The following is a 17,573-nucleotide window of genomic DNA, read 5'->3' on the forward strand; positions in this document are numbered from 1 at the left end:
GATCTGTCGATCAATGGCAGCGAGCCGCTGACGGTCGCCTCCGACTGGCGGCCGGGCGACGCGATCTGGCGCGGCACGGTCGGCGGCAACCGGATCGCGGCGCAGGTCCGGCCAGTGCTGAACGGCCTTTGTATCGCCTGGAAGGGCATGCCGGTGACGGCTCAAGCCATGCTGCCGCGGACGGCGGAGCTGGAAAGGCTGATGCCGGAAAAGCTGCCGCCGGATACCTCGAAAATGCTGCTTTGCCCGATGCCAGGACTGGTGGTGTCGATCGCCGTCGCCGAGGGCCAAGACGTCAAGGCCGGCGAGACGCTGGCCGTGGTCGAGGCGATGAAGATGGAGAACGTGCTGCGCGCGGAGCGCGACCTCACCGTGGCGAAGCTAAACGCCAAACCGGGCGACAGCCTGGCGGTCGACGCTGTGATCATGGAGTTCGCCTGACCCAGGGCGACATAGGCCGCAACCTCGTGGTTCGCGGTCGATTGTACTGGACTGGCATCGCGGCGTCCGGGACAATACATCTGCACGGATGAGTCCTTGAGATAGCGCGAAAAAACATGGCGGATGAACGACTTCCACGCGACCCTTTGCAGCGCGAAGCTCTCGTGAAGGCCACGCAGCCGGAGACGCCTGCACGGAGGTTCATCCATCTGCGCGTGCATTCAGCCTATTCGCTGCTCGAGGGCGCCCTGCAGCTCGGCGCCATCGTCGGCCACGCGGTCAAGGATGAAGCGCCGGCGATCGCAGTGACCGACACCAACAATCTGTTCGGCGCGCTCGAATTCGCCCAGAAAGCGGTCAAGGACGGCATCCAGCCGATCATCGGCTGCCAGGTTGACCTGGTCTTTTCCGGCGAAACGAGCGACGCCCAACGCGACCGCCGCCGGCACGGTCCCGAGATATCGCCGATCGTGCTGATCGCCGCCAGCGAGGCCGGCTATGCCAATCTGGTCCGGCTGATCAGCAAGGTTTATCTGGAAACGCCGCCCGGCGAGCCGGTGCACATGACGAGCGCCATGCTGGAGAGCCATTGCGATGGCCTGCTATGCCTGACCGGCGGCCCGCGTGGCCCGATCGGCAGCGCGCTGAAGGCGGACCGCCGCGACCTTGCCGAACAGCGGCTGCTGTTCCTCAAAGAGCTTTTCGGCGACCGTCTCTATGTCGAGCTGGAACGGGTCGCCGGCTATGACCGCATGGTCGAAAAGTCGACGCTCGACCTTGCCTATACCCACGAACTGCCGCTGGTCGCCACAAACGAGGCCTTCTTCTCCAAGCGTGAAGACTATGAGGCGCATGACGCGCTGATTGCGATCGCCGAAGGCTCGGTGGTGGCCGCAGACAATCGCCGGCGGCTTTCGCCTGACAATTTTCTGCGCGGCCAGGCCGAGATGGCGCGGCTGTTCTCCGACCTGCCGGAAGCGATCGACAACACGGTCGAGATCGCCATGCGTTGCTCCTATTATCCGAAGAACCGCAGCCCGATCCTGCCGCGTTTCACCGGCGCCGACTCCGCCGACAAGGACGCCGCCGAGAAGGCGGAAGCCGCCGAGCTCGCGCGCCAGGCGCGCGAGGGCCTGGAGGCGCGGCTTGCCGCGCACGGACCGACGCCCGGCTACACGGTCGAGCAATATCGCGAGCGGCTCGAATTCGAGCTCGGCATCATCGAGAAGATGAAGTTTCCCGGCTACTTCCTGATCGTTGCCGACTTCATCAAATGGGCGAAGGCGCAAGGCATCCCGGTCGGACCGGGGCGCGGTTCGGGCGCCGGCTCGCTTGTCGCCTATTCGACCACCATCACCGACATCGACCCACTGCGCTTCTCGCTGCTGTTCGAGCGCTTCCTCAACCCGGACCGCGTCTCGATGCCGGACTTCGACATCGACTTCTGCCAGGACCGGCGCGAGGAGGTCATCCGCTACGTCCAGCAGAAATACGGCCGCGACCAGGTCGGGCAGATCATCACCTTCGGAACGCTGCAGGCGCGTGCGGTGCTGCGCGACGTCGGCCGCGTCCTGCAGATGCCGTATGGCCAGGTCGACAAGCTCTCCAAGATGGTGCCGCAGAACCCGGCCAACCCGGTCAAGCTGGCCGACGCTATCGCCAACGAGGCGCGCTTCGCCGAGGAGGCAGAAAAGGAGCCGATCGTGCAGACGCTGCTCGACACCGCGCAGAAGCTCGAGGGCCTCTACCGCCATGCCTCGACGCATGCCGCCGGCATCGTCATCGGCGACCGGCCGTTGTCGGAATTGGTGCCGATGTACCGCGATCCGCGCTCGGACATGCCGGTCACCCAGTTCAACATGAAATATGTCGAGCAGGCCGGGCTGGTGAAATTCGACTTCCTCGGCCTGAAGACGCTGACGGTGCTGGAAACGGCGGTGAAACTGATCCGGCGGCGCGGTGTCGATATCGATCTTGCCCGCATCCCGCTCGACGACCCCGAGACTTACGCCATGCTGTCGCGCGGCGAGGTGGTCGGCGTGTTCCAGGTTGAAAGCGCGGGCATGCGCAAGGCGCTGATCGGCATGCGGCCGGACTGCATCGAGGACATCATCGCGCTGGTCGCGCTCTATCGCCCAGGCCCGATGGAGAACATCCCGACCTACAACGCCAGAAAGCATGGCGAGGAGGAGATGGCCTCGATCCACCCCAAGATCGACCACCTTGTGAAGGAAACTCAAGGCGTCATCGTTTACCAGGAACAGGTGATGCAGATCGCGCAGGAGCTTGCCGGCTATTCGCTCGGCGAAGCCGATCTTCTGCGCCGCGCCATGGGCAAGAAGATCCGCGCCGAGATGGACAAGCAGCGCGAGCGCTTCGTCACCGGCGCCGTCGAGCGCGGCGTCGGCAAGGCGCAGGCCGATTTCATCTTCGATCTGCTGGCGAAATTCGCCGACTACGGCTTCAACAAGTCGCACGCCGCGGCTTATGCGGTCGTTTCCTACCAGACCGCCTACCTCAAGGCGCACTATCCGGTCGAGTTCCTGGCGGCGTCGATGACGCTCGACATGAGCAACACCGACAAACTGGCGGATTTCCGCCAGGACGCGCTACGCCTCGGCATCGAGGTGGTGGCGCCGTCGGTGATGACCAGCTTCCGACCGTTCGAGGTCGGCGAGAACAAGATCTTCTACTCGCTGGCGGCGCTCAAAGGCGTCGGCGACGCCGCGGTCGAGCACATCGTCGAGAAGCGCGGTGAGAGGCCGTTCAAGAGCCTAGCCGACTTCTGCGAGCGCGTGGATCCGAAGATCGTCGGCAAGCGCGTCTTCGAAAGCCTGATCATGGCGGGGGCCCTGGACTGCTTCGGGCATGACCGCGCCGTGATGATGGCCGGCGTGGAGCGGATGATGGGGCTCGCGTCGCTGGCGCAGCAGAATGCCATCTCGGGCCAGACGGATATTTTCGGCGCCTCGCTCGGCGCGCAATCGCAGGCGCTCAACCTGCCGGCGGCCGAGCCATGGCTTGCCGCCGACCGGCTGCACCGCGAGTTCCAGGTGGTCGGCTTCTGTCTCTCGGCGCATCCGCTCGACGAATACAAGGCCGCGCTGCAGAAGATGCGGGTGCAGAACTGGGCGGAATTCTCCGCTGCGGTCAAACGCGGCGCCGCGGCCGGCCGGCTCGCCGGCACCGTCACCACGAAGCAGGAGCGCAAGACCCGCACCGGCAACAAGATGGGCGTCGTGCAGTTTTCCGACACCACCGGCCAGTACGAGGCGGTGCTGTTCTCCGAAGGCCTGGCGCAGTATCGCGACATGCTGGAGCCTGGCCGTTCGGTGGTGATCACCGTCTCGGCCGAAGACCGGCCGGAGGGGATCAATCTGCGCATCCAGACGGTGCAGTCGCTGGAGGACGAAGCAAGCCGCATCCAAAAGGCGCTGCGCATCTTCGTGCGCGATGCTCAACCGATCAACATCCTTGCCAACCAGCTTGCCGTGAAGGGCGAGGGGCAGGTGAGCTTCGTGCTGATCAAGGAAGCCGGCCAGGGCGAGGTGGAGATCGAACTGCCCAACCGCTATCGTATCTCGCCGCAGGTCGCGTCGGCCATGCGCGCGGTGCCGGGTGTCGTCGAAGTGGAACTGGTGTAAGCGTTCCAACGACTTGTTTTCGCGCAACTCCGAACACAAACCGGCTAGCGCTTTCCTTGAATGCTTTGGCGCGAGGCGTGGCCACCAGTTCAAGCCCCGCCACGATCACCCGTACTGGCCAAACCACGTCATTCGCTCAACGACGTATGGTTCTGTATATCTTTGCCTAACTTGTTCTTGCTAATCTTGCAACTGGGCTGCGGAAATGTTGGGGCCCAAGCTGTAAGCAAGGCTGACGATTGGGCAGGAGCGGGCACGATGGTCGACAAGTCGAATCTCGCGATCGTCGCAACTGATCTCGATGGGCAGCACGCCGATGACGCAGGGGCCCCTCTCGTGTCGGCCATTATCCCTTGCCTGAACGAAGAGCGCACGCTCGGCATCTGCATTCGCAAGGCGCTTGACGTTTTTTCGAAGCGGGGCATTAAGGGCGAGGTCGTCGTCGGGGACAATGGGTCGACCGATCGGTCGGTGGAGATTGCCGAGTCCCTCGGCGCGCGTGTCGTGCACCAGCGGGTCAAGGGATACGGCGCGGCGATCAGCGCGGCGGCTGAAGCTGCACGAGGCAAGTACCTCGTCATGGCGGATGCGGACGATTCCTACGACTGGAGCAGCCTAGGCGACTTCATCGACGCGCTGGAGGGTGGTGCCGAACTGGTGATGGGCGATCGCTTCGCCGGCGGTATCGAGCCCGGCGCCATGCCCCCTCTGCATCGGTATCTTGGCAATCCTGCGCTTTCAACAATTGCCCGCTGGCTTCATCATTCTCCGATACACGATTTTCATTGCGGCATGCGAGGATTCACCCGCGATGCGTTTCGCCAAATGGGCGCGCGCTCGCCTGGCATGGAATTCGCCTCGGAGATGGTCATCAACGCGCATCGCGCGGGCCTGGTGATCCGCGAGGTGCCAATCAAGCTCTATCCGGACAAGCGCGGCCGCCCACCTCACCTGCGTTCGTTCCGCGACGGTTGGCGACATCTGCGGCTGATCGTGGCCCATGCACCCAACACCATGTATCTCATACCGGGAGCGACCTTGCTGGTGTCCGGTATTGCTGGTCTTGCGGTCCTCGCGGCGGGACCTGTCCGGATCGGAGGGTGGTATTTCGGAATTCACTTCGTCGCGCTCTCCGCGATGGCGACGCTGATTGGCCTTTCGGCCATCCTTTTCGGTATGCTGGCCAAGGTGGCGATCGCTATCTATCACCCGGGCCACGGCGGCCGGGTCGTGCCTTGGCTGATGCGCGGCCGCCCGCTGGAATGGCTGGTCTTTTCCGGCGGCATGCTCGCGGTGGCGGGCTTTGTCGCGGACGTATTGCTGGCACTGCATTGGATCTTCATAGGCGGCCCGATGGAGCAATCGGTGCACCTGACCTTCGTGATCACCACCGCCTGCGTGGCCGGGATGTCCATGGTGCTGTCCGGCTTCGTTCTCAAGTTGCTGCTTGATAATCTGGACGATAGGCGTGCGTTCTGAGCGCTTCGACATCGAGCGCCTAGCGCGACGGAAAAAAGATAGAGTCGGCGCCAGCAGGTCGGTGGTGCATTGAAAGCTGGTGGGATGAGGGGAAGCAGGGCGGTTCCGCGGATTTGGGATACGGACTGGCTGGTCTTGCGCGGGCTAGCTCGGCTGTTGCGAAAAGAGGCGAGGGCGCATGTTAGGCCGGGCACACTAATGGTCGATCTCGGCTGTGGTGACATGCCCTATGCTGACATGATGTTCGAAATGAAGATCGACTATCGCGGCGCGGATATCGGCGAGGGCAGCTTCCTGAAAATTGACGAGCAGGGCCGCGTGCCACTAGCAGATGGCATCGCTGGAGCAGTGCTTTCAGTACAGGTCCTGGAGCACGTGCGCGACCTTGACTCGTACTGCGCCGAGATTCGGAGATTGCTGCGCGATGACGGTGTGCTGTTGTTGTCTACTCACGGCAGCTGGCTCTACCACCCTCACCCTGAGGACCATCGTCGTTGGACACGCACCGGACTTGTCGTAGATCTTGCCGATCGCGGCCTCGAAGTCGAAGAGGTGCATGCGATTGCCGGGCCCTTGGCAACCACGACGCTAATCCGCCTTACGGGCTTTGCTTTCTTCCTTCGCCGCCTACCGATCATAGGCGCAATTTTGGCGTCGCTCCTTGCCCTGTTGATGAACCTGCGCGCTCAATTGGAAGATCGTCTAACGCCCGCCCAGATACGCGACGACAATGCCTGCGTTTTCTTGGTCCGCGCTCGGAAGGCAGCGATATGAGCGTGCGCACGCCCTTCGCCTATATGGTGATCGCCGGCATCTGCATCGCGCTGCACAACGTGGTCATCATCTTGTCTGACAGGGTCGGGATACGTTTGTGGCTGGCCGTCCTGTTGTCCTTCTGCGTCGTGGCGGGCACTGGCTATGTGCTTCATAGCGTATTCACCTTTCGGCGACCATTGGCTCCCATAACCTTCGCACGGTACGTCATTGCAATGATCGCCAACATACCATTGGCATTTGTCACCATATGGTTTTGGCATCAGCAGGCCGGCCTGCCGATGGTGTTCGCCTCGCCACTTGCCTCGGTCTGCATGCTGGCGCTGAACTTCCTGCTTGGTCGATGGGCTATCGCCGCGCCAAACCGCTGGATGACGGGGGGACCATGACCTTGGCCACGGCAATGGGCCCGATCGATCCGAAGCTTCTGCAGGACATCCTGTCGCGTCACCTCGCCTTTTATCGAAACAAGGCGCCGACTTATCAGGCGGTTATGCTCGATAGTCTACGCGAGCTGTGGGACAAGCAGCATTGCAAATTGCTCGACGTCGGTGGTGGCACTGGGGTGATCGCTCAAGCCATAGCCGAACTCTTTCCGGTGGATGAGGTGCAGACAGTGGACATGGTTGACCGTTTCTGCCCTTCGCTGAGCGTGCTGACCAAGCAGTATGACGGCAAAACCCTGCCTTTCGCGGACCGTAGTTTTGATGCGGCGACACTCAACAATGTAGTACATCACGTTCCAGTCACAGCACGTACGGACTTGCTGCGTGAAATTCGGCGCGTGGTTGATGGTCCGCTTTACATAAAGGATCACGAAAGCTGCGGAAGGCTGGACGACCTGCGCCTCACCGCAATGGATGCGATAGGCAATATCCCATTTGGCGGAATGATCTGGGCGCGCTACTTGAAGCGGGCAGAATGGGGGAAGTTAGCAACCGAAAGTGGCTACCGCATTGCTCGTCGCGCTGCGCCGAAGCAATATCGAAAAAGCATCCATGAACTGCTGTTTCCCAATCGTCTCGAAGTGACAATGCGCTTCGAGCCCGCTTGATGGGTCGGTCCGATGCGCATTTTGACCGTCAGCCATTTCTATGAAGGTCACGGCGGCGGCATAGAGCGTGTGGCCGGGCATTTGTGCCGACAATTCACGCAACTGGGCGTTCAGGCTGTTTGGGCCGCCAGCGATGCCGATCAGCCGCCGGAAAGCGACGTTGAAGCGGTCCCTCTTGCCTGCGTCGACCCAATCGAGAAGGTCATTGGGCTGCCAATGCCGCTGGCGCGCGTCCGTGCGATTCGCGCGCTGGCCCGCGAAATGCACCGTAGCAATGCGGTCGTAGTGCACGATGCGCTGTACATGACATCGATCCTGGCATTGCTGATGTCGAAGGCTTTCCGCAAGCGCGTGGTGCTGATCCAGCATATCGCCGGGATCCCCTTTTCTTCGCGCATTCTCCGCTCCGTGATGGCACTAGCCAACATCGTCATCACGCGCCCGATGCTCCGAGCCGCTGACGCAGTTGTGTTCATCAGCGACACCGTGCGCCATGATCTTGTGGGCACGCCAGCGCGCATTCCCTTCCAACTGCTGTTCAACGGTGTTGACGGTGCGATTTTTCATCCCGCTTCAGGCCCGCTGCCTGTGCCGGAGGCCCCTGCGGCGATCTCGATCCTCCTGGGTACGCGTCGCATTCTTTTCGTTGGTCGCTACGTCGAGAAGAAAGGACTGTCGGTGCTGCGGGCCTTGGCTGCGTTCCGCCAGGATCTCGCATTTTTGATGGTCGGCAGCGGCCCGATCCACCCCGGCAAATGGGGACTTGCCAATGTTCACGACCTTGGTGTCCAGAGCCCTCAGGCCCTGGCGGACCTTTATCGGGGGGCTGACTTCCTGCTGTTGCCGAGCGTCGGAGAGGGCTTTCCGCTCGTTATTCAAGAGGCAATGGCCTGCGGGCTGCCTGTCGTCTGCGGCGAACCGAGCAACCGTGCCGACCCAGGCGCGGCCAAATGGCTGCGTGGCGTTGCCATCGACCTCACCGATCCCGACGGGTCGGCCAGGCGTTGCGCCGATGCCATCGACAGCCTTGCCCTCACCTCCGAGGAGCGAGCCGCCATGGCTCGTTACGCGTTGGCGCAGTACGACTGGCGCGCAACGGCGCTCGGCGTGCTGACCTTGGCAGGCGGAGGAGTGGCCAAACCTTGACCTACTTCGCCATGGTCGATGCGGTTTCGCGTCCGCATCTGGCCGAAGTTCAGGCGCTTTCGGCCCTGGCCTGTGCTTGAGGCCTTCCAGCAACGAACACCGAACAGGGTTCCAAACGTCTGGGCCGTGTGGCCTAGCCAATTTTCTTAATTAACGTCGCTTAAATCTGAGGTTCATTCCAGGGCGGGATTGAATGCGATCAGAAGCAGGTCTGACTGATTTATTCGGTGCAGGATCGCGCCGCTTAACGATCTTTCTACGCGCTTTGATCGTACTGAAGATCGCGTTGTTGTTCGCCTTGGCTTGGAATTGCCGATTCGTCATGGACGAATTTGGTCAGCTTGGATACGCGAAGCATTTGTTTAATGGGCTGTTCGCCACCGTGCAGCCAAGCAAGGCGGTCGGTTCCGCCGCCTTTTACAAGCTGGCTCACCTGATCGGTTGGGATGCCACGTCCATTCTGCTTGTCGGTCGTATGCAGACCGCGTTGCTGGCATGCGCGACCATTGCTTTGGTCTACGCCTGCGCTCGCGCGCTTGGGGAGGATCGGGTTCGTGCCTTGGCCATTGTCCTCGTCCTCTTGTGCTTCTCGAATTTCATGGAGCGCATCTTTCGCACTATCGCCGAACCGCTGGCGGTGTTCTTCGCCGTAGGGGCGCTGCTGGTCGTGCTACGGGCCCGTGAATTGAGGGGATGGCAGCTTGTCGCTGCCGGCGCCTTGAGCGGCCTGTCGTTTCTCGCAACGCAGAAATCAATCTACTTCAACCTTGCGCTCGGCCTTGGCCTGGTCGCCGACGCGGCTTTGATGAGACGCTACCTGGCAGGCATGGTCCGCGGGGCATGGCTCGTGCTGGGATGGACTCTGCCTATAATCGCATATTGCTTCATCTTCGGCGGCGCCGACCCTGTTCCCATCGCCAAGAGCTTGGTGTTCGGCCCTCTTGAGGTCGCAACGCGCGGCGGCGGTGACTACGGGGGGCTGAGGCGCTTCGTGGTTCAGACGCTCGCGCGCAATTATGTTCTTTACGTCTTCTGTTTCGCCGGCATGGCTCTGTCTCTGATACAGATCATGAAGCTCGACGAGCGGAGGCGAATTGCGCTGATCTTCTCTGTCGTCATCACGGTGCTGGTCTTCGCGCACGACCAGCCGTGGCCCTACGTGTTCATCATGGCGTTGCCGTTCATGTCGCTATGGTCGTTGACGATGCTCGACGGCCTCGCAGCCCGCGCGCGTTATCTGCGCCTGGCGTGGATAGCCTTGGTCACGGCGATGGCCATAAGCTTCGTTGCCAATATACTTTACTTTCGCTTCGACAATACGGCCCAACTTGAGCTGGTGGCGCGTGCGGAGTCATTGCTTGCACCCGACGAGCGGTACTTCGACGGCATAGGAATGTTGCCCAATCGAATGGAGCCAACAACTTTGTGGCTCGACAAACACTACGTGCTCGCGACCTTGCGGGAAAGCGGGCGTTCCGAGGCTTACAATGTGCTTAGCAAGTCTCGCCCGAAGCTGATCCTGTGGTCCTACCGGATGGACTATATCTATCCGGTAGTCGCGCCCCTGATTTTGAACAGCTATGTCCGTGTGGCGCCAAACCTCAGGATCGCTGGTTTCCGCCTGCAACCCGGTGAGCGGAAGATCTTTGATGTTCCTATTGCTGGAACTTATGCGCTCTACAGCGCCGATGGAACGCCTTTGCGGGGCCGGGTCGAAATCGACGGCACCGTGCTTGATCCGCCATTTCACCTTGCGATCGGGCCAAAGACCGTAACATTACGCAACGGTGCGGGCGAAGCCCTGCTGCTGCCAGCGGGCTCTTACGCCGGACATTTCAAGGCCGGCGGCGACAATGATCTTCTATTTGATGGCGTCTACGATTGAGCGATGAGGCGAGTGATGACGGTCCCGCCGACGCCAGTTCGCAGGCAACCCAACCGGGCGTCTGACCTGGCAGCTAGGAGGTCGCGACTTCGGCAGGCTGAGGCGCCTTGCGCTGCAGGTTGAGCAGATTGCCGGTCAGGATCAGCAAGGCGCCCCCGGCGGTGAAGACATCGATCTGCTCGTTGTAAAGCAGCCATCCGATCAGCGCAGACAGCGGCACGCGCAGGAAGTCCATCGGCGAAATGACGGTCGCATCGGCGTGGCTGAGCGCGCGGGCCATGCAGAAATGGGAGGACATGCCGGTGAAGGCGACCACCAATATCGACGGCCACAGTTCGACTGCCGGGTTGCGCCAGACATAGAGCGCCGGGACGAGGCCGACCACGGACTGAATGATCAGCATCCAGAAGATGATGCGTACGACGCTGTCGGTTCGCGTCAGCGACTTGACCATGACCACCGAGACGCCGAAGCACATTGCGGCTCCCAGCACGACGAGATGCCCGGGATCGACCGAGCCGACGCCGGGACGCACGATTATCACCACGCCGATCAGCCCCAGCACGATTGCCGTCAGCCTGGCCCGCGACAGCCTTTCGCCGAGAAAGCTCACCGCCAGGATCGCCGTCCAGATCGGGGTCGTGAACTCGATCGAGATCAGCACGGCCAGCGGAATCAAGGTCAGCGCATAGAGCCAGGCGGCCTGGCCGGCATAATGGACCACGTTGCGGGCAATGTGGGCGAGCGGGCGCTGGGTGCGCATCGCCCTAAAGCCGCCCCCCATCAGCACCAGCGGCAGCAGGATGAAGAAGCCGATCACCGAGCGCAGCTCCAGCACCTGGAAGACATTGAGCGCGGCCGTCGCGGTACGGCCAGCGACCGACATCGCCAGGAACGAGGCGATCGACAGCGCCATCCAGAGCGCGGCCTTGGTGATCGAGGGAGCGGGTGCCATTGGCGCTATGTCGCAAGACCGTCGTTGTGCCGCAACCGGTAGTCGCGGCATTCGACTGGGCCAGACGGCCGCATTCCGGCTCAGCTTCCGGCGAGCGACAGTGCGCGGGCGCGCTCGCGCAGCAGCTCAAGCAACTGGTTGCGACGCGGCTCCGGCGTATCGACCGGCAGCACAAAGCAAAGCGTCGTGTTGATGGCGCCGTGGCTGTCGCGGATGGGAGCCGCCATGCACCAGGTGAAACGGTCGGCGAGCGCCGAGGTCTCGCTGAAGCCCTGCCGGCGAGCCAGGTCGACGTCGGCGAAGAATTCGTCGGGAGCAATGACCCGACCGTCGGGGAGTTCGTAGTCGGCGGCAGGAATGAAATCCTTGAGTTCCCTCTCCTGCATATGGCCGACCAGCAGCCGCCCCGACGCCGTCCAGGGGATCGGCACCTCGATGCCGACATCGCTCGAGATGCGGAAAGGGCCAGGAGAATCCCGACAATCGAGAACGACATATTTGTTGCCGCGCAGGCCACAGAGCTGAACGGTCTCGCCGGTCTCGGCCGCCATCCTGTCCAGCGTTTCAAGGATGCGGCGATAGTGTGCGTTGTGATGCGAGTACGCCCATCCGAACAAGTGCATCGCCCGCCCGAAATAGACGTAGCCCTCGGACCCGACATTTTCGAGCATCTCGGCTTCGAGCAGGCTGTTGACGATCTCATAGGTCGTCGAACGGGGTGCGTTGATCATCTTTGCGATGTCGCCGATGCGCATCGGCGCGCGATGCTTCAGCAGGGCCTCGAGCAGCATGATGACGCGGTCGATGCCGCGGCGGCGCTCGCCGGCCTGCGGTTGTGCCCCGGCGCCTGCCTCGATCAAACCAGTTGCGCCTTCGCTCATGCCAGCCGCCCAAAAATCATTTTCGGCTCTCGTCTCAAGACGCTTGAAAGATGTCAAGGCTCAGTCTAGCATCCCGTTTGTCCGATATACAGACATGTTGTCTGGAATATCGGACAAACTAACGAGCCGGGCAGAAGAAGTCCAGACGACGAACAAGCGGTTTCCGCGACGCGGTGACCGCGGTGTTTCGCCGTCCCGACTCCGCGCGTCCGGACAAGAGCTACAGAAGGGGAACCGTCATGAAGAAGTCATCGTTTTTCGCATCCGCCAGCGCCTTTTGCCTCGGTCTCGTCCTGGCCGTCGGTGTCGGCTCGCAGGCCGATGCGGCCGCGAAGTGCATCAAGGGCGACCGCAAGGCGCCGTATACGATCGGCTGGGCCAACATCTATTCCGTGCCCACCTGGATGAAGCAGACCCAGGGCACGATCGAAGCCGAGGTCGAGGCGCTCAAGAAGCAGGGGCTGGTCGACAAGCTGGTCGTGACCGACGCCCAGGGCGACGCCAATGTGCAGATCCAGCAGATCCAGTCGATGATCGATTCCAATGTCGACGCCATCATTCTGATCGCCGGTTCCTCGACCGCGCCGGCGCGTGTGATCGCGGATGCCTGCGCCAAGGGCATTGCGATCATCAACTTCGACAGCCTGGTCGATACCGACCAGGTGACGGCCAAGGTCAACACGGATTCCTCGCAGTGGGGCGACCAGGCTGCGAAGTTCCTGATCGACGCCATCGGCGGCAAGGGCAAGATCCTCATCCTCAACGGCCCGGCCGGCGTTTCGGTCAGCGACGACCGCCGCAAGGGCGCCGATGCCGAGCTCAAGGCCCACCCCGACGTGAAAATCCTCGCCGAGACCAACACGCCGTACAATGTCGCGCCGGCCCAGGAAGCCGTCACCAGTCTGCTGTTCGCCAATCCCGAGATCGACGGCATCCTGTCGCTCGGCGGCGCGCTCTCGGCCGGTGCGGTGCTCGCGCTCGACAAGCAGGGCCGCGACCAGGTGCCGATCACCGGCGAGAATGCGCGCCAGTTCCTCGAGCTGTGGAAGGAAAAGGGCCTGAAGAGCTGGGCGACCATGCAGCCGAACTGGCTCGGCGCCTTTGCCACCTACACCGCGGTCCAGGCGCTGGAGGGCAAGGACGTGCCGGCCTTCGTCAAGATTCCGCTGCCGGTCATCGACAATTCCAACATCGATCAATACCTCGCCCGGGCGAAAGATTTCCCGGCTGACGGTTACATCTATTCGCCCTACGATGAGGAGCTGTTCAAGAAGCTGCTGGCGCAGAAGTAGGCGAAGGGTCGCAGCATTGACCATGGCTCCGCTCCTTGCCGCGCGGGGGGTGTCGAAGGCGTTCTTCGGCAACCCCGTCCTGCGCGACGTTTCCATCGCTCTCCAGCCGGGCCGCGTGCATGCGCTGCTCGGCGAGAACGGCGCCGGAAAGTCGACCTTGATCAACCTCCTGTCGGGCGCCTTGCGCCCGGACAGCGGGACCATTGAGGTCGATGGGCGTGCCGTGGCACGCATGACGCCAGCGCTCGCGCGACAGGCCGGCATCGCCGTCGTGCAGCAAGAGCTCAGCCTGACGGCCAGCCTTTCGATAGCCGAGAACATCGGCATCGGCGCCTATCCCAAGCGCTTCGGGCTAGTCGATTACAAGGAGCTTGCCGCGCGGGCGAAGGCGGCATGCAAACTTGTCGGCCTCGACGAGCCGCTGTCGACACCAGTTGGGAATCTATCCCTCGGGCGACGGCAGATGGTGGAGATCGCCAAGGCTCTCTATCGCCGGCCGCGCGTGCTCATCCTCGACGAGCCGACCTCGTCGCTCTCGGCGACGGAAACAAAAATCCTGACCGACCTGTTGGGACGGCTGCGTGGAGAAGGCGTCGCCATTCTCTACATCTCGCACCGGCTCAACGAGGTGATGGCGCTCTGCCAGCATGTGACGGTGCTGAAGGACGGCACCTGCACGGCCGACCGGCCGCTGGAGGGAACCGATGCGACTGGATTGGTGCGCCTGATGGTCGGTCGCGACCCCGGCGATCTCTTTCCGAAATGGCAGCCGTCGGTATCGCCCGGCGCCGCCGTCTCGATCCGCGGCTTCTCGGCCGGCCTGATGCAAGACGTCGACCTCGACATCGGGACCGGCGAGGTGCTGGGCATAGGCGGCCTGGTCGGTCAGGGGCAGGAGGATCTGCTGCTCGGTCTTTATGGGGCCATCCCGGCGAGGACGGTTTCGGCGACGGTAAACGGCGTGTCGGGCCTGCCGGGTAATGTGCCGAAAGCCAACGCGCTGGGGCTCGCCTATGTGCCAGCCGACCGTAAGCGCGAGGGCCTCCACCTTATTCATCCGATCATCACCAACATGATGTTGCCTTCCCTCGCAAGACTTCCGTCGTTGAAGCTGCGCAGCCGCAAGGCTGAACGCCAGAAGGGAAGGGATCTCGCCGCCCAGCTTTCCATCAAGGGCGACCTACAGCGTCCGGCGCAGGCCTTGTCGGGCGGCAATCAGCAGAAGGTCGCGCTGGCGAAGTGGATGCCGCACGATCCGCTGGTGCTGCTGCTCAACGATCCGACGCGTGGCGTCGACGTCGAGACCAAGCGCGAAATCTATCTGATGCTTCGCGCCTTCGCCGCCGCTGGCAAGGCGGTCGTGCTGCTCAGTTCCGATACGCCGGAACTGGTGCATCTATGCGACCGCGTCGCGGTGGTTCGTGAGGGCCGGGTCGCCAGGATGCTCGAGCGTGCCGCGCTGAGCGAGGAAGCCATCGTGTCGGCGGCGATGGGTGCAGAGAGGCGGAAGGTGGCGGCATGAGCATCATTCCATCCGCGAGAGCCGACGGCGCGCTCTACTGGCAGGTGCAGGCGCGCCGCAACATCGGCGTTCGCAGCCTCTTCCTGGTGGTGCTGGCGTTTCTCATCGCCTATGCCGTGCTTTTTCCGGGCCTGTTCACGGTCTCCGGCTTTGCCAAGTTCACCCAGAGCTGGTTCCCGCTAGCGCTGGTGGCGATGGCGCAGGCGATCCTCATGCTCACCGGCGGCATCAGCCTTGCGATCGGCGCGACCGTCAGCCTCGGCGCGGTCATTGCCGCGACCACCATGGGCGGACAGCTGGGCGTCGCCGGCGGCGCGGCCGCCGTGGCGCTTGCCGGGCTCGGCATTGGCGCCGCGACCGGCTTCATCGTGGTCAGGCTGCGCCTGCCGGCGATCGTGGTGACGCTCGCCGGCTCGTTCATCATCGGCGGCGCCGCACTGCTGATCCTGCCGAGACCTGGCGGCTCCATCCCGGCTTGGCTGTCCGACCTGCTTGCCGGCGACACGCCAGCGGCGTTCGTGCTGCTGGTGGTGATCGTCCTGCTATGGAAGCTCTATCTCGCCACGCCGCTTGGATTGAGCCTCTATGCCGCCGGCGAGAATCCGGTCGGGGCTTACCGTTCCGGTGTGCCGGTCGACGCGGCGCGTGTGGCCGCCTATGCGATCAGCGGCCTCTTGTCGACCGGCGCCGGGCTGTTCGTCGCCGCGCAAACGGGCTCTGGCGATCCGGTCATCGGCTCCGCCTTCACGCTCAATTCCATTGCCGCTGCCGTGCTTGGCGGCATTGGCTTTCTCGGCGGGCAGGGCACCATGCGAGGCGCGCTCGCCGGCAGCCTGCTGCTCAGCCTGATGATTAGCGTGATGTTCTTCCTCGGCTTCACCCCGGTAGCGCAGTATGTCGCGCAAGGGCTGATCATCATCGGCGCGGTCGCCATCCCGCAATTCCGCAAGGTGCAGCAATGACAGCGTGGACCGACAGCCCCGGCGGCAGACGCGCCAGGGCGATCCTCACCAGCCGACCGTTCCTCACCCTTGCCATCGTCGTCGCAGTCTGGATTGCGGCGAGCATCGCATCGCCCGGCTTCGGCGCCTACGGACATCTGCGCTACCTGGTAGAACTTGGCGCGGTGATCGGCCTCGTGGCGGCCGGGCAGACCTTCGTGGTGATCGCCGGCGGGATCGATCTCTCGGTGGCAGCGATCGTCACCGTCAGCGCCATCAGCCTGCCGCTGCTGTCATGGCAGGCCGATCCGACCGGCCTTGCCTCCGTGCTCGCGGTGCTTGCGCTGACCACAGCTATCGGCGTGGTCAACGGGTTAGGGGTGGCGCTGCTGCGCGTCCATCCGATGATCATGACGCTGGCCATGGCGACATTCCTGCAGGGTCTGCTGATCATCATTGCCGGCGGCAGTGCCGTCACCGCCGAGAACCCGCTGGTTCATTGGCTTGGCAATGCGCGGCCGGCCGGCATCCCGGCTGGCATCCTGCTGTGGATCGCGGTTTCCGTGCTCGTGCTGACGCTGATGCATGCAACGCCTTTCGGCGCCCGCATCTTCGCCATGGGCGCCAATCCGCTTGCGGCGTCGCTGTCGGGCGTGCCGATCATTTCCACGACATTGGCTGTCTATGGCATCAGCGGATTCACGGCGGGGCTCGCGGGCGTGCTGGTGCTCGGCATGAACGGGCAGGGCTATGTCGGGATCGGCGATCCTTATCTGCTCGCCTCGATCGCCGCAGTGGTGCTTGGCGGCACCTCGATCCTCGGCGGGCTCGGCACCTATGCCGGCACCATCCCGGGAGCCATCCTGCTGGTGACGATCACTGCGCTGATCACCGTGGTCAATGCATCGCCCGGCTGGCGCAGCATCCTGTTCGGTTCGCTCATCCTCGGGCTGCTGCTGCTCTCAGGCAGGGAGCAAGCCCGGCGATGACCCGGCGTCCAGGCGATAGATGCGAGCGGCGTTGCCAAAGAACAGCGCCGCCTGCTCATCCCGGGAAAGATCGGCGGTGATGACCTTGAAGCTGTCATATACCTCATCGAACGAGGCGTGCAGGCCGGCGACCGGGAAGTCGGAGCCGAACATGGCGCGCTTCATGCCGAAGCAGTCGATGCAATGCAGAACGATCGGCCGCAGACTTTCGAGCGTCCAGTCATGATCGTAAGCGACCAGGTCGGAGATCTTGATGGCGACGTTGTCGCGCTCGGCCAGCCGCCGCAGCCCGTCTCGCCATCTCTGCAAGCCTTCGGGATCACGGTCGATCGGGCTGCCGCAATGGTTGAGGACGAATTGCTGGTCGGGAAAGGCCGCGGCGAGGTGCGCTGCCTCGGCCAGTTGGCGTGGAAACACCATCAGGTCGAAGGAGAGCCCGTACCGGGCGAGCGAGCCAAGGCCGGCGCGCCAGGCGGGATCGTCCATTATGCCGTCGCGAGCGGCGAAGCGGCGGGCGGGATCAGGGTCCCAGCTCAGAATGTCGCGTATGCCGATGACGCGGTCGAACGC

Annotated in this window: 15 protein-coding genes; 12 read left to right on the plus strand and 3 right to left on the minus strand. The window is 63.1% G+C overall.

Annotated elements, in window-relative coordinates; all coding sequences use genetic code 11:
* From EOA49_RS22645 to EOA49_RS22680, 8 genes are all read left to right on the plus strand, one after another.
* The coding region (locus EOA49_RS22645) for a biotin/lipoyl-containing protein (protein ID WP_127243356.1) at window positions 1-441 on the plus strand (441 nt) is incomplete at its 5' end.
* Between the two features lie 116 nt (window positions 442-557).
* Complete coding sequence (gene dnaE, locus EOA49_RS22650) at window positions 558-4,085, plus strand: DNA polymerase III subunit alpha (RefSeq protein ID WP_127243357.1); 3,528 nt, start codon at window positions 558-560, stop codon at window positions 4,083-4,085.
* 258 nt (window positions 4,086-4,343) lie between these two features.
* Window positions 4,344-5,564 carry a glycosyltransferase family 2 protein gene (locus EOA49_RS22655; protein ID WP_127240809.1) on the plus strand — a complete coding sequence of 407 codons (1,221 nt, stop codon included), beginning with the start codon at window positions 4,344-4,346 and terminating at the stop codon, window positions 5,562-5,564.
* Window positions 5,565-5,762: 198 nt separating this feature from the next.
* The gene (locus tag EOA49_RS22660) at window positions 5,763-6,338 is read left to right on the plus strand and encodes a methyltransferase domain-containing protein (RefSeq protein WP_197504263.1); all 576 of its coding nucleotides are present in this window, start codon (window positions 5,763-5,765) and stop codon (window positions 6,336-6,338) included.
* Window positions 6,335-6,727: a GtrA family protein gene (locus EOA49_RS22665; protein WP_127240810.1), complete on the plus strand. Its 393-nt coding sequence runs from the start codon at window positions 6,335-6,337 to the stop codon at window positions 6,725-6,727. Before EOA49_RS22660 ends, EOA49_RS22665 begins: the two co-directional genes overlap by 4 nt.
* Window positions 6,724-7,392 (plus strand): class I SAM-dependent methyltransferase, encoded by a 669-nt coding sequence (locus tag EOA49_RS22670; protein ID WP_067000248.1) that lies wholly within the window; start codon window positions 6,724-6,726, stop codon window positions 7,390-7,392. Before EOA49_RS22665 ends, EOA49_RS22670 begins: the two co-directional genes overlap by 4 nt.
* A gap of 12 nt (window positions 7,393-7,404) precedes the next feature.
* The gene (locus EOA49_RS22675; protein ID WP_127240812.1) at window positions 7,405-8,538 is read left to right on the plus strand and encodes a glycosyltransferase family 4 protein; all 1,134 of its coding nucleotides are present in this window, start codon (window positions 7,405-7,407) and stop codon (window positions 8,536-8,538) included.
* Window positions 8,539-8,731: 193 nt separating this feature from the next.
* On the plus strand, window positions 8,732-10,423 hold the full coding sequence (locus tag EOA49_RS22680; RefSeq protein WP_127240813.1) for a hypothetical protein: 1,692 nt from the start codon (window positions 8,732-8,734) through the stop codon (window positions 10,421-10,423).
* Between the two features lie 73 nt (window positions 10,424-10,496).
* Here EOA49_RS22680 and EOA49_RS22685 read toward each other — a convergent pair whose 3' ends face one another.
* Together EOA49_RS22685 and EOA49_RS22690 are read right to left on the minus strand one after the other, a co-directional pair.
* Window positions 10,497-11,378 (minus strand): DMT family transporter, encoded by an 882-nt coding sequence (locus EOA49_RS22685; RefSeq protein WP_127240814.1) that lies wholly within the window; start codon window positions 11,376-11,378, stop codon window positions 10,497-10,499.
* Window positions 11,379-11,458: 80 nt separating this feature from the next.
* Window positions 11,459-12,259 carry an IclR family transcriptional regulator gene (locus tag EOA49_RS22690; RefSeq protein ID WP_127240815.1) on the minus strand — a complete coding sequence of 267 codons (801 nt, stop codon included), beginning with the start codon at window positions 12,257-12,259 and terminating at the stop codon, window positions 11,459-11,461.
* A gap of 239 nt (window positions 12,260-12,498) precedes the next feature.
* On the opposite strand from EOA49_RS22690, the gene EOA49_RS22695 reads away from it, so the two are divergent.
* From EOA49_RS22695 to EOA49_RS22710, 4 genes are read left to right on the plus strand one after another with little or no spacing between them, the layout of a single operon-like run.
* Window positions 12,499-13,551, plus strand: coding sequence for an ABC transporter substrate-binding protein (locus EOA49_RS22695; RefSeq protein ID WP_067328426.1), 1,053 nt, complete (start codon window positions 12,499-12,501; stop codon window positions 13,549-13,551).
* A 22-nt stretch (window positions 13,552-13,573) separates the two neighbouring features.
* Window positions 13,574-15,073, plus strand: a complete 1,500-nt coding sequence (locus EOA49_RS22700; RefSeq protein WP_127241999.1) for a sugar ABC transporter ATP-binding protein — start codon at window positions 13,574-13,576, stop codon at window positions 15,071-15,073.
* Window positions 15,070-16,035, plus strand: a complete 966-nt coding sequence (locus EOA49_RS22705; RefSeq protein WP_127243358.1) for an ABC transporter permease — start codon at window positions 15,070-15,072, stop codon at window positions 16,033-16,035. Before EOA49_RS22700 ends, EOA49_RS22705 begins: the two co-directional genes overlap by 4 nt.
* Window positions 16,032-17,003: an ABC transporter permease gene (locus tag EOA49_RS22710; protein WP_127217188.1), complete on the plus strand. Its 972-nt coding sequence runs from the start codon at window positions 16,032-16,034 to the stop codon at window positions 17,001-17,003. The genes EOA49_RS22705 and EOA49_RS22710 overlap by 4 nt, the downstream gene beginning before the upstream one ends.
* Here EOA49_RS22710 and EOA49_RS22715 read toward each other — a convergent pair.
* A partial coding sequence (locus EOA49_RS22715; RefSeq protein WP_164749264.1) for an amidohydrolase family protein occupies window positions 16,977-17,573 on the minus strand: 597 nt, incomplete at its 5' end. The two genes, EOA49_RS22710 and EOA49_RS22715, sit on opposite strands and share 27 nt — an antisense overlap.

The organism is Mesorhizobium sp. M1A.F.Ca.IN.020.04.1.1, from assembly GCF_003997315.1.
GTDB lineage: Bacteria > Pseudomonadota > Alphaproteobacteria > Rhizobiales > Rhizobiaceae > Mesorhizobium.

Excerpts from the sequence above, each read along its gene's own strand:
- dnaE (WP_127243357.1), top strand. The coding sequence starts at position 558 with ATGGCGGATGAACGACTTCCACGCGACCCTTTGCAGCGCGAAGCTCTC.
- EOA49_RS22655 (WP_127240809.1), top strand. The coding sequence starts at position 4,344 with ATGGTCGACAAGTCGAATCTCGCGATCGTCGCAACTGATCTCGATGGG.
- EOA49_RS22660 (WP_197504263.1), top strand. The coding sequence starts at position 5,763 with ATGGTCGATCTCGGCTGTGGTGACATGCCCTATGCTGACATGATGTTC.
- EOA49_RS22665 (WP_127240810.1), top strand. The coding sequence starts at position 6,335 with ATGAGCGTGCGCACGCCCTTCGCCTATATGGTGATCGCCGGCATCTGC.
- EOA49_RS22670 (WP_067000248.1), top strand. The coding sequence starts at position 6,724 with ATGACCTTGGCCACGGCAATGGGCCCGATCGATCCGAAGCTTCTGCAG.
- EOA49_RS22675 (WP_127240812.1), top strand. The coding sequence starts at position 7,405 with ATGCGCATTTTGACCGTCAGCCATTTCTATGAAGGTCACGGCGGCGGC.
- EOA49_RS22680 (WP_127240813.1), top strand. The coding sequence starts at position 8,732 with ATGCGATCAGAAGCAGGTCTGACTGATTTATTCGGTGCAGGATCGCGC.
- EOA49_RS22685 (WP_127240814.1), bottom strand. The coding sequence starts at position 11,378 with ATGGCACCCGCTCCCTCGATCACCAAGGCCGCGCTCTGGATGGCGCTG.
- EOA49_RS22690 (WP_127240815.1), bottom strand. The coding sequence starts at position 12,259 with ATGAGCGAAGGCGCAACTGGTTTGATCGAGGCAGGCGCCGGGGCACAA.
- EOA49_RS22695 (WP_067328426.1), top strand. The coding sequence starts at position 12,499 with ATGAAGAAGTCATCGTTTTTCGCATCCGCCAGCGCCTTTTGCCTCGGT.
- EOA49_RS22700 (WP_127241999.1), top strand. The coding sequence starts at position 13,574 with ATGGCTCCGCTCCTTGCCGCGCGGGGGGTGTCGAAGGCGTTCTTCGGC.
- EOA49_RS22705 (WP_127243358.1), top strand. The coding sequence starts at position 15,070 with ATGAGCATCATTCCATCCGCGAGAGCCGACGGCGCGCTCTACTGGCAG.
- EOA49_RS22710 (WP_127217188.1), top strand. The coding sequence starts at position 16,032 with ATGACAGCGTGGACCGACAGCCCCGGCGGCAGACGCGCCAGGGCGATC.